General features: G+C 65.5%; 7 protein-coding genes. 4 read left to right on the forward strand and 3 right to left on the reverse strand.

Going from position 1 to position 15,358, the window contains the following annotated elements; genetic code table 11:
• Window positions 1–88 precede the first annotated feature (88 nt).
• Together HU735_RS17480 and recQ are read right to left on the reverse strand one after the other, a co-directional pair.
• Window positions 89–526, reverse strand: coding sequence for a MarR family transcriptional regulator (locus tag HU735_RS17480; RefSeq protein ID WP_028691103.1), 438 nt, complete (start codon window positions 524–526; stop codon window positions 89–91).
• Window positions 527–664: 138 nt separating this feature from the next.
• Window positions 665–2,812, reverse strand: a complete 2,148-nt coding sequence (gene recQ / locus HU735_RS17485; protein ID WP_186714526.1) for a DNA helicase RecQ — start codon at window positions 2,810–2,812, stop codon at window positions 665–667.
• Between the two features lie 245 nt (window positions 2,813–3,057).
• Here recQ and HU735_RS17490 point away from each other — a divergent pair, with 245 nt between their 5' ends.
• Window positions 3,058–3,645 (forward strand): YecA family protein, encoded by a 588-nt coding sequence (locus HU735_RS17490; RefSeq protein WP_028691105.1) that lies wholly within the window; start codon window positions 3,058–3,060, stop codon window positions 3,643–3,645.
• Window positions 3,646–3,653: 8 nt separating this feature from the next.
• On the forward strand, window positions 3,654–4,016 hold the full coding sequence (locus HU735_RS17495; RefSeq protein WP_186714527.1) for a DUF454 family protein: 363 nt from the start codon (window positions 3,654–3,656) through the stop codon (window positions 4,014–4,016).
• Between the two features lie 84 nt (window positions 4,017–4,100).
• Here HU735_RS17495 and HU735_RS17500 read toward each other — a convergent pair whose 3' ends face one another.
• Complete coding sequence (locus tag HU735_RS17500) at window positions 4,101–11,210, reverse strand: retention module-containing protein (protein ID WP_186714528.1); 7,110 nt, start codon at window positions 11,208–11,210, stop codon at window positions 4,101–4,103.
• Between the two features lie 488 nt (window positions 11,211–11,698).
• Here HU735_RS17500 and HU735_RS17505 point away from each other — a divergent pair, with 488 nt between their 5' ends.
• Window positions 11,699–13,072 (forward strand): TolC family outer membrane protein, encoded by a 1,374-nt coding sequence (locus HU735_RS17505; protein ID WP_186714529.1) that lies wholly within the window; start codon window positions 11,699–11,701, stop codon window positions 13,070–13,072.
• A gap of 77 nt (window positions 13,073–13,149) precedes the next feature.
• Window positions 13,150–15,285, forward strand: a complete 2,136-nt coding sequence (locus tag HU735_RS17510; RefSeq protein WP_186714553.1) for a type I secretion system permease/ATPase — start codon at window positions 13,150–13,152, stop codon at window positions 15,283–15,285.
• The last annotated feature ends 73 nt before the right edge of the window (window positions 15,286–15,358 follow it).

Here is a 15,358-nt window from a genome sequence, read left to right on the forward strand (position 1 = left end):
CGCGGGGCAAGCCCGCTCCCACACGTCATGCGGCCTATTGTGGGAGCAGACTCGTGGGAGCGGGCTTGCCCCGCGATTGATGAAGGGTTCAAGACTTCTCGAGATTATCGAGAATCTTCGCATGCACGCGCATGCACACTTCCATGTCGGCCTCGTCTATGCCGGTGAACAGCTCGAGGCGCAGGGCGTTGGCGATGGTCTCGATCTGGTCGATCAGCGGCTTGGCCGGCGGGCACAGCAGGATCTTCTTGGCCCGACGGTCTTCCATCACCGCCTGGCGGCGCACCAGCCCCTGGCTCTCGAGGCTGTCGAGCAGGCGCGCCAGGGTCGGGCCCTCGACGCCCACGCTCTGGGCCAGCTCACGCTGGGTCGGCGCCTCGTCGAACCTGGCCAGGTGCAACAGCACCAGCCAACGGGCTTGCGACAGGTTGAGCCCGGCCAGGCGGCGGTCCAGTTCGGCACGCCAGCCCCGGGACATCTGGGCCAGCTGCATGCCGAAGCGGTGTTGGTTGTCGGTCAGGGGCATAAGCAACTCAATGAATAGAACTAATTATTAGCCAGCTAATCATGGCCCGGCCAATCAGGCAAGGTTGGACGCCTCGGAAATGACTGATAATCATGTAAGGGAATGACAAAGGTCAGCAATTGGCGCAAATGCCGGCAATCACAGGCCGAACTCCACCGCCAGCGCCGCCCGTACGCAGTGCAGGACGCCCTCCGGCACCCGCTGGCCGAACAACGGCGCCACGCCGGACACCGGCGGCAACTCGCCCTCGCCGTCGAGGAAGGCGTCCTGCACTTCCATCATCAGCTCTTCCGGCAGGTCCAGCGCCTGCTCCAGGCTCAGTTCCTGACGGCCGATGGCCTCGGCCAGCAGGCTGTAGACGTTCTTCTCGGTGCAGTTCAGTTGCCCGGCGATCTGCGCCGGGGTCATGCCGGCGCGGGCCAGGCTGACCAGTTCGTGGCGCAGGTCGAGCACCACCTTCGGCGCCTCCTCGGTACCACCGGCGCCGTTGAGCACTTCGAGGAAGGCCTGGCCGTAGCGCTCCAGCTTGCGCGCACCGACGCCACTGACCTGGGCCATGTCGCTGAGGCTGGCGGGCATGCTGCGCAGCATCTCCAACAGGGTGGAGTCGGGGAAGATGACGTAGGGCGGCACGCTGTGCTCCTCGGCCAGCTTGCGCCGCAGGGTGCGCAGCGCTTCCCACAGCTCGCGCTCCTCGGCCCGCACCAGCTGGCTGGCCGGGCTGCCGCCGCCGCTGGAGGAAGACTTGGCCACGGTCTGCGGCTTGAGGTCGCGGCGCAGTTGCAGGTTCACCTCGCCGCGCAGCAGCGGCCGGCAGCTGTCGGACAGACGCAGGCCACCGTAGCCTTCCAGGTCGATGTCCACCAGGCCGCGCGCCACCAACTGGCGGAACAGCGAGCGCCACTCGGCTTCGGCCAGCGCCTTGCCGACGCCGAACACCGACAGCTTCTCGTGGCCGAAATTGCGCACCTTCTCGGTGTCCTTGCCCAGCAGCACATCGACCAGATGGCCGACGCCATAGCGCTGGCCGGTGCGAAACACCGTCGACAGGGCTTGACGCGCAGGCTCGGTGGCATCCCAGGTCTGCACATTGTCGACACAGTTGTCACAATGCCCGCACGGCTGCTCGAGCACTTCGTCGAAGTAGGCCAATAGCGACTGGCGGCGGCAGCGGGTCTCCTCGCACAGCGCCAGCATGGCGTCGAGCTTGTGCTGCTCGATGCGCTTGTGGCGCTCGTCGCCCTCGGAGTTCTGCAGCATCTGCTTGAGCATCACCATGTCCTGCAGGCCGTAGGCCATCCAGGCATCCGAAGGCAGGCCGTCACGGCCGGCGCGGCCGGTCTCCTGGTAATAGGCCTCGAGCGACTTGGGCAGGTCGAGGTGGGCGACGAAGCGCACGTTGGGCTTGTCGATGCCCATGCCGAAGGCGATGGTGGCGACCATGATCAGCCCTTCCTCGTTGAGGAAGCGGTGCTGGTTGGCGGCGCGGGTCTCGGCGGCGAGGCCCGCATGGTACGGCAGCGCCGGGAAGCCCTGGTCGCACAGGAAGGCAGCGGTCTCGTCGACCTTCTTGCGCGACAGGCAATAGACGATGCCGGCGTTGCCGCGACGCTCGCCGAGGAACGCCATCAGCTGCTTGCGCGGCGACTCCTTGGGCACGATACGGTAGAAGATGTTCGGCCGGTCGAAGCTCGACAGGAAGCGCTCCGCGCCCTGCAGGTGCAGGCGCTGGACGATTTCCTCGCGGGTACGCATGTCGGCGGTGGCGGTCAGGGCGATGCGCGGCACATGCGGGAACAGCTCGGCGAGCTGGCCCAGTTGCAGGTACTCGGGGCGGAAGTCGTGACCCCATTGCGATACGCAGTGAGCCTCGTCGATGGCGAACAGGGAAATGTCCAGGCCACGCAGGAAGTCCAGCATACGCGGCTGCACCAGGCGCTCGGGGGCCAGGTAGAGCATCTTCACCTCGCCACGGCGCAGGCGCCCGGCCAGGTCGCGCTGCTGCTCGGCGCTGAGGGTGGAGTTCAGCGCCGCGGCGGCCACGCCCAGCTCGTCGAGGGTGGCGACCTGGTCGTCCATCAGCGCGATCAGCGGCGACACCACCACGGTCAGGCCCGGGCGCAGCAGGCCAGGCACCTGGAAGCACAACGATTTACCGCCACCAGTGGGCATCAGCACCAGGGCGTCGCCACCACCTGCCACACATTCGATGATCGCTGCCTGGCGCCCGCGGAAACTGTCGTAACCGAAGACATCCTTGAGGACGCGCTGAGCCTGTTCGAGCATTTGCCACTCCAAAATCGCCGTACCATCCTGGACTCAGGCTGGACGATAAATCCGCCGCGCACACAACGAATGCGTAAGCGGTTTTTGCCAGATGACGGGAAAACGCCACCGGAGCACGAAAAACCGCGGAGTATACCCGACTGCCGCGCTGTGCCGCATGCCCCGGTGACAGACGTTCCCTTTGCCCCGCAGCCGCCGCAAGGTGCTAGAATTCACTATCGTTTATTCCCCAAGGTAGCCCTGTAATGTCCTTCGCCGAGCAACTGACCCGCCTGCAAGCCTTCCTCGACGCCGATGAGCTGCACGAAGAAGCGCTGGACTACGTCGCCGCCCACGGCTACCTGACCGCGCTGTCGATCTGCTCCGAGGAAGTTCCAGAACGCGAATGGATCGACGCGCTGTTCGCCGAAGAACCGCACTACGCCAGCGATGCCCAGCGCACCGAGATCGAGGCCACCCTGGTCGCGCTCAAGGCGCACATCGCCCGCCAACTGGCCAGCGACGAGGAATTCGACCTGCCCTGCGAGCTGGACCTGACCGACGAGCCGGACGATTCCGACCTGCGCGGCTGGTGCATCGGTTTCATGGAGGGTGTCTTCCTGCGTGAAGAGGCCTGGTTCGAGAACGCCGAGGAAGAAGTCAGCGAAATGCTGCTGCCGATCATGGTCGGCTCGGGTCTGTTCGACGAGCAGCCGGAGTTCGCCGACATCGCCGGCAACGCCAACCTGCAGGACGACATGATCGTGCAGATCCCCGAGGCACTGAGCGCGCTGTTCCTGCTGCTGCACGCCCCTGAAGAGAAGCCTGCCCTGCTCAAGCCGCGCCACCACTGATCGACGTGGTGCGCTACCTGCTGCTGGCCGCCGGCTGGCTCAGTGTCGCGCTCGGGGTGGCGGGGATCTTCCTGCCGGTGCTGCCCACCACCCCGTTCCTGCTCTTGGCGGCGGCCTGCTTCGCCCGCAGCTCGCCGCGCTTTCACCACTGGTTGGTGAATCATCCGAAACTCGGGCCGTGGATCCGCGACTACCTCAGCGGCGAGGGGATTCCGCTGCGAGGCAAGGTCTATGCGATCGGCCTGATGTGGGCCAGCATCGGGCTGTCCTGCTACCTGGTGCCGTTGTTCTGGGCACGGGTGTTCATGCTGACCAGCGCGGTGCTGGTCAGTGCCTGGATCCTCAAGCAGAAGACCCTGCAGCGACCGTAGTGACGCCATCGCGGGGCAAGCCCGCTCCCACAAGGCCAATACAGCGCTTGTGGGAGCGGGCTTGCCCCGCGATGCGCGCCTGCGTTACACCGTATCCACCTTCAACGAATGGTCATTGAGCATGCCAGTGATGATGGTCGCGGTGTCATGCCCCGCCGCGATCACCCCGCCCGCCCCGGCCGCGACCCCGTAGTGCTGCGCCAGGTCCACCCCGGCCAGGTCGATGGTCTGGGTCGGCGCCGCGCCGGCGACGCTGCTCACTTCGATGGTCGACACCACGTTGACGCCGCTGCCACTGACCTTGAAGTGCAGGTAGTCGTCCAGCGACGCGCTGGTGGCATTCTCGCCTTGCAACAGTTGCGACAGGTCCAGCCGGTCACTGCCCGGGGTGAAGTCGGTCACGGTGTCGTGCCCGGTATCGCCCTTCTGCCAGACGAAGGTGTCGTTGCCGCTGCCACCAGTGAGGGTGTCATCGCCGCGCCCGCCGATCAGGATGTCATTGCCGCCACCGCCCCTGAGCACATCGTTACCCGCGCCACCGTTGAGCAGGTTGTCGCCGTCGTTTCCGGTCAGGGTGTCGTTGTAGTCCGAGCCTATCAGGTTCTCGATGCCGTTGAGGGTATCCAGCCCCGCGCCGACGGTGTTCTGCTGGCCGACATGGCCCAGGTCGACGGTCACGCCGCTGCTTGCCCTGGCATAGCTGGCGGTGTCGTTGCCGGGGCCGCCGTCGAGCAGGTCATTGCCCGGCCCGCCGATCAACAGGTCGTCGCCGTCGCCGCCATACAGGCTGTCGTTGCCTGCGCCGGCCACCAGCACATCGTTGCCGGCGCCGCCGTGCAGGGTGGTGTCGCCCGTTCCGGCCAGCAGCACATCGTCCCCTGAAGTACCTGTGAGGGTGTTGCCGGCCTGATAGGTGATTTCCACCGCGCCGGTGGCCGTACCGCCGTGGTTGTCGCTGACGCTGTAGCTGCCGTGGTAGTCGTCATTGCTGGCGTTGCTGTAGTCCACCACCAGGCTCAGCTTGTAGTTCTCGGCGGCCTTGCTGTTGCCCGAGGCGTTCTCGGTGTTGATCACATGGATGCTGTACACACCGTCATGGGTGGCCGTGAAGCTGCCGCCATCGGCGATGGTCTGGTAGCTGCCGCTGCCATCCTTCCATTCCATCAGCAGGTTGCCGGCGGGCCGGTCATGGTCGAGGGTCAGGGTCTCGCCCTTGCGCAGGGTGACCGTCAAGGTGTCTTCGTCGTTGGCGTTGGCACTGCTGATCGAGCCCAGGTAACCGGCCACCACCAGGGCGGCGGTCATGCTGCCGTTGAGGCTGGTGAACTCGCTGCGGGCCAGGTCGCGCAACTGGTTCTCGGCCTTGTTGGCGGTGGCGTTGAAGGTGATGGTCTGCGCCTGCGTGCCCGCCGTGAAGCCCGCGCCCTTGTCGGCGAAGTTGGTGTTGAAGGTGGTCGGCGCGGCGCTCAGGGTGTCGTGGTCCGGATCGCTGTCATTGGCCAGCAAGGCCTCTGCCGGCACGCTCAGGGTGGCGCCCTTGATGTTGGTGATGATGTGGTCGGCGCCGGCGACCGGCGCGCCGTTGCTGTTGATGTTCACCGTCAGGCTGGCGCTGCGGGTATCGCCGTCGTTGTCGCTGGCGGTGAAGCCGAACTTCTCCACCTGGCCGCTGCCGTTGTCCTTGGGCGGCGTGTAGGTGAACTCGCCGTTGTCCATGTCCACCACCAGGGTGCCGCCCAGGGCGGTCTTGATGTTCAGGCTGTTGCTCACGGTGTCGAACGAGGCCTTGTCCACCCCGCCACTGACCGCATAGCCGCCCTGCCCACCATTGGCCTTCGGATCGTAGGTGTAGGTGGTGCCGTCCACCAGCAGCGCCTTGATGAAGCCGCCGTCGGCCCCGAAGTCGCCGCCGCTCATCAGGCTGCCGGTGATCGGCGCGCCCAGCACCGTGCCGGAGAGCACCGCACTCAGCTGGCTGAGGTCGGTGACCACCACCGAGTTGGTGTCGGTATGGCTGCTGCCGTCGTACGCCAGCGGGTCGAGGTTGCCCTCGTTGACGCCGCTGCCCATGCCGATGGCGTAGGACTTGATGCCGTTGTTGTCGAGGAAGGTTTCCCAGGCGGCCTCGCGCGGCGCCGTCATGGCGTGGCCGTTGGTGGGCTCGCCGTCGGAGAAGAAGTAGCTGATGTTCTGCGCCCCCACCAGCTTGCCGGTGGTGGCGAAGGCTTCCTGGGCCTTGGTGGCCGCCGAGTCGTAGTAGGTCGAGCCGCCGGGATTGAGCCCGGCGATCAGGCTCTTGGCCTCGCTGATCGAGACCCACACCGGCGTCTTCATCTCGGCGCCGGTGCCGAAGGTGACGATCTGCACCTTGATGTCGCCCATCTCGTCGTACTTGTCGAGCAAGGCGCTGATGGCCTGCTTGGCCAGCTCCAGGCGGGTCAAGCCCGGAACGCCGGAGCTTGCGGCCATGCTGCTGGAAACGTCCACCACCAGCAGGATGTTGGAGTCCACCTGGCCGGGCGTGATGCTGCGCACCGCGCATTGCACCTTCGGCACATCGTCGACGATGTTGATGGCGATGGTGCTGGTGACGCTGTTGCCCAGGGCGTCGGTGGCCTTGTAGGCGAAGTACTCGTTGACGGTGTTGGCCCCGTCGTTGGCGCCACCCGGGGTCTTCGGCGCCGAGGTCAGGGTGTAGGTGTAGGAGCCATCGGCGTTGAGCTGGATCTGGCCGTACTGGCCCGCAGCACTGCCGACCAGGCTGTAGGTCAGGGCGCCGACGCCGCCATGCACCGAGCCGACCAGGCTGCCGGAGGCGGTCTCGCCGGTGGAGCCCGGATCGCTGCCGGTCACGTTGCCGGCGGCCAGGTCGTTGCCATCCTTGTGCAGGTCCAGGGCTTTTTCGTAGACGGTGACGTCGTTGTCCTCGCACGCCACCAGCTTGCTGTCCTGGACATTGATGCGGATGGTCGTGGTGCTCTCGTCGCCATCGGCGTCGCGGATGGTATAGACGAAGCTGTCGGTCGCCCCGGCGGGCGGCACGCTGTCGGGGTTGGCGTGGTAGGTGGCGTTGCCCTGGCTGTCCAGGGTCAGGTAGCCGTACTGGCCGACGATCGTGTCGCCGACATGGCCGATGGCTGACGTCGAGGTATCGGAACCTGAACGCACACCGACCACATATTGCCCGTCGGCACGTACATCGGCGCCGACCACATCGTTGTCCAGCACGTTGCCGCTGACACTGGCGCCCTCCTTGACCGAGGCCACGTCGCAATGGGCCTTGGGCACATCGTCGACGATGCTGACCACGATGGTGCTAGTGGTGGTGTTGCCGAGCGAGTCCTTCACCTGATAAGTGAAGCTCTCGGCGACCACATTCGGGCCATCGTTGGCGTGGTTGGGCGAGTTCGGCGCCGAAGTCAGGGTGTAGGTATAGGTGCCATCGCTGTTCAGCTGGATCTGGCCATACTGCCCGGCGGCATTGCCCACCAGGGTGAAGGTCAGGGCACCGATGCCGCCACTGACCGAACCGGCCAGCGAGCCGCTGGTGGTTTCCGTGGTGGCGTGCGGGTCACTGCCGGTGACGGTGCCAGCGGCCAGGTCGTTGCCATCCTTGGTCAGGTCCAGGGCTTTCTCGTAAACCTTGGCCGTGTCGTCGGGGCAGGCGACCAGCGAGATATCGTGCACGTCGATGGTGATGGTGGTGGTGCTCTCGTCGCCATCGGCGTCGCGGATGGTGTAGACGAACACGTCCGTGGCACCGGCCGGCGCCACGCTGTCAGGGTTGGCGTGGTAGGTGGCGTTGCCCTGGGCGTCGAGGGTCAGGTAGCCATACTGCCCAACCACATTGCTGCCCAGCTGGCCAATGGCCGAGGTCGAGGTGTCGCTGCCTGCGCGCACGCCAACCACATACTTGCCATCGGCCGGCACGTCCGCGCCAATCACATCGTTGACCAGCACATTGCCGCTGACGGTACCGCCTTCGTAGACATTGGCGAAGTCGCTGTGAGCCTTGGGCACGTCGTCGACGATGCTGATCACGATGGTGCTGGTGGTCGAATTGCCGAGCGAGTCCTTCACCTGGTAGGTGAAGGTTTCCGTCAGCACGTTCGGCCCGTCGTTGACGTGATTCGGCGAGTTCGGCGCCGAGGTCAGGGTGTAGGTGTAGGAGCCATCGGCGTTCAGCTGGATCTGGCCGTACTGGCCGGTGGCATTGCCGACCAGGGTGAAGGTCAGCGCCCCGGTTCCGCCACTGATGGAGCTGGCCAACGAGCCGCTGGCCGTCTCGCCGGTCGAGCCTGGCTGGCTGCCGACCACATTCCCTGCGGCCAGGTCGTTGCCATCCTTGGTCAGGTCGAGGGCTTTCTCGTAGACCGTGACTTCGCTGTCGGCACCGGCGATCAGCGAGCAATCACGCACGTCGATGGTGATGGTGGTGGTGCTTTCGTCGCCGTCACTGTCCCGCACGGTGTAGACGAACACGTCTGTGGCCCCGGCAGGTGCCACGGCGTTGGGGTTGGCGTGGTAGGTGGCGTTGCCCTGGGCGTCCAAGGTCAGGTAACCGTACTGGCCCTGTACCTGAGTGCCCAGCTGGCCGCTGGCCGAGGTCGAGGTATCGGCGCCGGCCCGCACGCCGACCACGTACTTACCATCGGTGCGCACATCCGCGCCTGAGGTGTCGTTGTCGAGCACGTTGCCGCTGACCGTGCCGCCTTCGACGACACTGGCCGAATCAGGATTGGCCTTGGGCAGGTCATCGACGATGTTCACGTCCAGCGAGCCATTGGCCGTACTGCCGTCGGTGTCCGTGGCCGTGACGGTGAAGTGCTCGGACAGGCTGTTGGCGCCGTCGCCGTTGGCGTGGCTTTCGTTGTCCAGCAAGGTGTAGCTGTAGCTGATCACGCCCGTGGTCGGGTTGTAGCCAGTAATGGTCAGGGTGTTGCCAAGAGCCGTGGTGATCGACTGCGGGAAGCTCGCCGCCACGCCGCCGCTGACCACGCTGATGCCGCCGACGCTCAAGGATTGCAGGCCATCCGGCGCGCTGACCGTGAAAGTGCCGCTCTGGGTCAGGGCACCCGGGTTCGGCGCGCTGCCGTCGGCCAGGTTCTTCTCGTAGACGGTCAGCTCGCCACCGTTTACGTCCAGACCGCCCAGGGTCACCGGCTCGTTGAGGTTGCTGACGTTGAGGGTCAGGGTCGCGGTGCTGGTGTCGCCGTCGGCATCCTTCAGGGTGTAGGTGAAGGTCTCCACCCCATTGCCACCGCCGTTCAGGCTCTTGAAGTCCGGGTCGTTGGTGTTGAGGGTGTAGGTGTAGGAACCGTCCGCAGCCAGGACCAGGGTGCCGTAGGTGCCGACGAAGGTACCGGCCACCACCGGACCGCTTGGGATACGGTCCGCCCCCTGGATATCGTTGCTCAGCACATTGCCGCTGAGTTCAACATGCTGCTCGGTGGCGGCAGTGGCATTGCTGTCGTTCACGGCCTTGGGCAGGTCATCGACGATGTTCACGTCCAGCGAGCCATTGGCCGTGCTGCCGTCGGTGTCCGTGGCCGTGACGGTGAAGTGCTCGGACAGGCTGTTGGCGCCATCACCGTTGGCGTGGCTCTCATTGTCCAGCAAGGTATAGCTGTAGCTGATCACGCCCGTGGCCGGGTTGTAGCCGGTGATGGTCAGGGTATTGCCCAGGGCCGTGGTGATCGACTGCGGGAAGCTAGCCGCCACGCCGCCGCTGACCACGCTGATGCCGCCGACGCTCAAGGATTGCAAGCCATCCGGCGCGCTGACCGTGAAAGTGCCGCTCTGGGTCAGTGCACCTGGGTTCGGCGCGCTGCCGTCGGCCAGGTTCTTCTCGTAGACAGTCAGTTCGCCACCGTTCACGTTCAGACCGCCCAGCGTCACCGGATCGTCGAGGTTGCTGACATTGAGGGTCAAGGTCGCGGTGCTGGTATCGCCGTCGGCGTCCTTCAGGGTGTAGGTGAAGGTCTCCACCCCATTGCCACCGCCGTGCAGGTTCTTGAAGTCCGGGTCGTTGGTGTTGAGGGTGTAGGTGTAGGAACCGTCCGCCGCCAGGACCAGGGTGCCGTAGGTGCCGACGAAGGTGCCGGCCACCACCGGACCGCTGGGGATGCGGTCCGCCCCCTGGATATCGTTGCTCAGCACATTGCCGCTGAGTTCCACCTGCTGCTCGGTGGCAGCGGTGGCATTGGTGTCGTTCACCGCCCGTGGCACATCGTCACGGATGATCACATCGAGCGTGCCACTGGCCACGTCGCCGTCCGTGTCGCTGACCAGCACCGGGAACTGCTCGCCCAGGGTATTGCTGCCCGCGCCGTCCGGGTGCTGCTCGGCGCCGGTCAGGGTGTAGCTGTAGCTCACCACGCCGGTGGCCGGGTTGTAGCCGGTGATGGTCAGTACATTGCCGAGCCCGGTGACGATGGACTGCCCGACGCCGGTGACCACGCCCGCCGTGACCACATTGATGCCGCCGACACTGAGGTTGAACACGCCGTCGGCAGCCACCACCGTGAAGCTGCCTGACTGGGTCAGGGCCGCCGGATTGCTGGCCGAGCCCTGGGGCAGGTTGGCTTCGTCCAGGGTCAATTCGGCGGGGCTGATATCCAGGCCATTAAGGCTGACCGGATTGTCGATCGCTGGCGCATCGGCCAATACCGGCCCGTCATCGTTGCCGTCTAGGCCACCGAGTTCGAGATTGGCCAGCAAGGGGAAACCATTGAATCCTGCGGTGGGGAAGCCGATGGTGGGATCCACCCGGGCGGCCACCTCGGTCAGTATCACGAAACTGTGCCCCCCGCCGAGCGCCCCCGACACACCCGACGGGTTGCCGCCCGCCGCCGTCGCCTCGGCCTCCTGGGTGGGGTCGGCGCCTGCGGCAATGGCTTTTTGCAGTTGCTCGACATCGCTGAGCTGGGCCTCGCTGGGCTGCGCGTCCGGCGCCTGCACATGGGGCGCGCGATTGGCCAGCAGATCGGTGGTCATCTCCAGGCTGCTGCCGCGACCCAGGGTCAGCTCCGCGCCATTGTGCAGCCGCACCGCCACGGCGCCCTCGCTGCCGGTCTCGAGCTGTTCGCCAGCGAACAACCGGTCACCCTCCACCAACAGGCGGCGATGACCATCGTCGCCCACTGCGAATACCTGGCCGATCACCTTGCCGACTACACCGACTAATTTAGCCATGAGCGTACGCCTCCCCTGCCGATGGGCTTTTCGCAGATCAAGGCGTGCCGGGTAATGTGCGCAACGTTCCGAGTGCCATGGCTGGTGGATCGCTGCTGTCACGTTCGTGAGAAACCACGCTCCTTGTGACGACTGCCGCGATAGCAGAGAGGGCGAATGGCCATTATTGAGTGCCATTTTTTTGTCGCCAAATTCCGCTTTCGCCTTCCTCCCCTGTCTCCTTAGCTGCAAAAAATCTGGAACTTTCACCAAGGCCCGAAAATCGCCTGTCCCAGCCAATTCCCGTAACCGCCTGAATGAAACAATGTCGCGGATTCCTTAGACCGCATAAGTTTTTTTTCGCATATATCTTATGAAAAAATCTTCTTAGCTCGCCCGATAAATGTTCTTAGCTCTGTTGTTACAAACCTGAAACGGTTTGATTCTAATTTTTCGTCATTTTTTTGGCGATTAGCAGGACATTATTCAAGACCAGGGAGATGTACCCCATGCGCGCTTTAACCCCCATCACCAGTGCGATTTTGTTGGCCATGGCGTGTGCCAACAGTCAGGCGATGTCGATCACCGAGGCTGTCCAGAACGCCGTGGACCAGCATCCCGAGATCAGCGCCAGCCGCAACAGCAGGCTGTCGGCCGACGAGGATGTGAAGTTCGCCCGCGGGGGGTACTACCCAACCGTCGATCTGGTCGCCGGCTACGGCCGGCAACGCTCGGACAACACCAACACCCGCGGCTTCAACCCCGACGGCACGCGTAACCACAACAAGGAAACCCTCAACTACACCCAGTCCGAACTGCGCCTGCGGCAGATGCTGTTCGACGGCTTCAACACCTCCAACGAGGTCGCCCGCACCGAAGCGGTGGCCACCTCGCGTGCCTACTACACCCAGGCCACCGCCGAGAGCATCGCCCTGCGCGCCATCGAGGTCTACCTCGAGGTGCTCAAGCGCCGCGAGCTGGTGACCCTGGCCAAGAACAACCTGCAGGCCCACCTGCGGGTCAACGACCAGATCGGCCTGCGCAGCGAACGTGGCGTGGGCAGCACCGCCGACCTCGACCAGTCCCGCGCCCGTCGCGCCCTGGCCGAGAACAACCTGGACACCGCCGAGGTCGACCTGGCCGACGCCGAGGCCAACTTCTACAGCGTAGTCGGGCGCATGCCGGACGAGCTGGAAACACCGGTCACGATCAAGGGCGAAGTACCGGGTGACCTGCTCAATGCCCGCCAGGGCATGCTGGAGAACAACCCCTACCTGAAGTCGGCGCAGGCTGACGTACGCTCCGCCGAGCAGCAATACGAAGTGGCCAAGTCGCCCTTCTACCCGCGCCTGGACGCGGTGCTGGCCACCGGCGCCAACAACAACATCGGCGGCCAGAAAGGCCACGACAACAACGACTGGCAGGCCGGCGTCGAGCTCAGCTACAACCTGTTCCGCGGCGGCAGCGACAAGGCCCGCCTGCAGTCCGACGCGCACAAGATCAACCAGGCGATGGACATCCGCAACAACGCCCTGCGCGAGCTGAACGAAAACCTCAGCCTGGCCTGGAACGCGATGAACAACGCCCGCAAGCAGACCCCGAGCGCCCGCGAGTACGCCGAAACCACCCAGCGCGTGCGCGCCGCCTACCAGGACCAGTTCGGCCTGGGCCAGCGCACCCTGCTCGACGTGCTCGACAGCGAGAACGAGCTGTACAACGCCAACCGGCGCTATACCGAAGTGCGCTACACCGAAGAGTTCTCCATGTACCGGGTCCTGGCGACCATGGGTGAGTTACTGAGCAAGCAGCACATCTCGCTGCCGCCCGAGGCCATCGCCAAGACCGAAGTACGCAACGAGGCGAAACTGCCCGACATGCGTTAGGTTCTGACGAGACAAGGGACTTTTCGCCAGCGCCCATTTCCCGTCCACCGCGGCAGGAGTAGGCCATCGTGACCAGTATGCAAAGCGCGCAACCGCGCCTGGATGTTGATGATCCGTTGCTCGATGGCCTGCTGATCCTGTGCAAGCTGCACGGCTGCCCTGCCAGCCGCGCCAGCCTGTGCAGCGGCCTGCCGCTGGCCGAGCAACGCCTGCCCCTGGCCCTGCTGCCCCGCGCCGCCGCGCGGGCGGGGTTGCAGGCGCGGGTCCTGCAACGTGACCTGGACGCCATCTCGGCACTCAACCTGCCGGTTCTGCTGATCCTCAACGACGGCCGCAGCGCCGTGCTGCAACGCTGGGGGAACAACGGCCGGGCCCTGCTGCTGCCGTGCGAAGCCGAAGGCGGCGAGCAGTGGGTCGAACGCGATGCCCTGGCCGAGGCCTACAGCGGCCAGGTCCTGTTCGCCCGTCCTCGCCATACCCTGGAAGAGGTGCGCGCCCCGCTGATCCCACGGGTCAATGCCTGGTTCCGCGACACCCTGCGCCACTCCCGCTGGCTGTATGGCGATGCCCTGCTGGCCAGCCTGCTGATCAACCTGCTGGGGTTGATGGTGCCGCTGTTCGTCATGCAGACCTACGACCGCGTGGTGCCCAACCAGGCGCTGTCCACCTTGTGGGTGCTGGTGGCCGGCCTGTTCATCGGCACCGCCTTCGAGCTGGTGCTGCGCATGGTTCGTGCACACCTGCTGGACCAGGCCGGCAAGAAGACCGACCTGATTCTCTCGGCCACCCTGTTCGAACGCATCACCGGCATGAGCATGAAGGCGCGACCCGCCACCATCGGCGGCTTCGCCCAGAGCATCCATGACTTCCAGGGGCTGCGTGAGTTCCTCACCGCGGTCACCCTGACCAGCATCATCGACCTGCCGTTCGTGGCGCTGATGCTGCTGGTGATCGGCCTGCTCGGCGGCTGGCTGGTAGTAATCCCGCTGATCGCCTTCCCGCTGGCCGTGGGCCTGGCGCTGTTCATCCAGGTGCGCCTGCGTGACACGGTGCAAAAGAGCCTGAGCCTCGGCGCGGTGCGCCAGGCGCTGCTGATCGAAACCCTCGGCGGCCTGGAAACCCTCAAGGCCTGCGGCGCCGAAAGCGAGCGCCAGTACCAGTGGGAACACACCAACGGCGCCATCGCCCGCCTCGACGCCCATGCCCGCAACCTGTCCTCGCTGGCCAGCAACGGCACGCTGTTCATCCAGCAGTTCTGCGGCATGGCCACCATCGTCGCCGGGGTGTACAGCATCATCGCCGGCAACCTCAGCGTCGGCGCGCTGGTGGCCAGCTACATGCTCGGCAGCCGGGTGCTCGCACCGCTGGGCCAGATCGCCGGGCTGATCACCCGCTACCAGCAGGCGCAGCTGACCATGCGCAGCACCGATGCGCTGATGAGCCTGCCCCAGGAACGCGAAGCCGAGCACCAGGCCCTGGAACACACCGCCCTGCTGGGCGGCATCAGCATCAACCACGCCACCTTCCGCTATGCCGGGCAGACAGCCCCGGCGCTCAACGATGTCAGCGCCACGCTCAAGCCGGGCGAGCGCATCGGCATCATCGGCCGCAGCGGCTCGGGCAAGAGCACCCTCGCCCGCCTGCTGATGGGCTTTCATCACCCTGACGAAGGCCAGGTGTTGCTGGACAACCTCGACCTGCGCCAGCTGGACATCGCCGACCTGCGCAGCCAGCTCGGCTACGTGACCCACGACCTGCCCCTGCTGGCCGGCAGCCTGCGCGACAACCTCACCCTCGGCGCCCGCCATGTCAGCGATGCGCGAATGCTCGAGGTGGCCGAACTGACCGGGGTCAGCGAACTGGCCCGCCAGCACCCGCAAGGTTTCGACCGCCCGGTGGGCGAACGCGGCCAGCTGCTGTCCGGCGGCCAGCGCCAGGCCGTGCTCCTGGCCCGGGCCCTGCTGCTGGAACCGCCGATCCTGATCCTCGACGAGCCCACCAGCCACATGGACAACAGCAGCGAGGAGCAACTGCGTCAGCGCCTGCTGGACTGGGTGCCGGGCAAGACCCTCCTACTGGTCACCCACCGCACCTCGATGCTCAGCCTGGTGGACCGGCTGCTGGTGCTGGACAACGGCAAGATCGTCGCCGACGGGCCGAAGGACGCGGTCATCGACGCACTGCGCAAAGGTCGTATCGGCGCGGCGCTGTAAAACAACAATCTGAGATCCCGGTGGGAGCGGGCTTGCCCCGCGATAGCGTCATCGCGGGGCAAGCCCGCTCCCA

Source organism: Pseudomonas sp. BW16M2, from assembly GCF_014268865.1.
In the GTDB taxonomy this organism is placed as follows: Bacteria; Pseudomonadota; Gammaproteobacteria; order Pseudomonadales; family Pseudomonadaceae; genus Aquipseudomonas; species Aquipseudomonas peradeniyensis.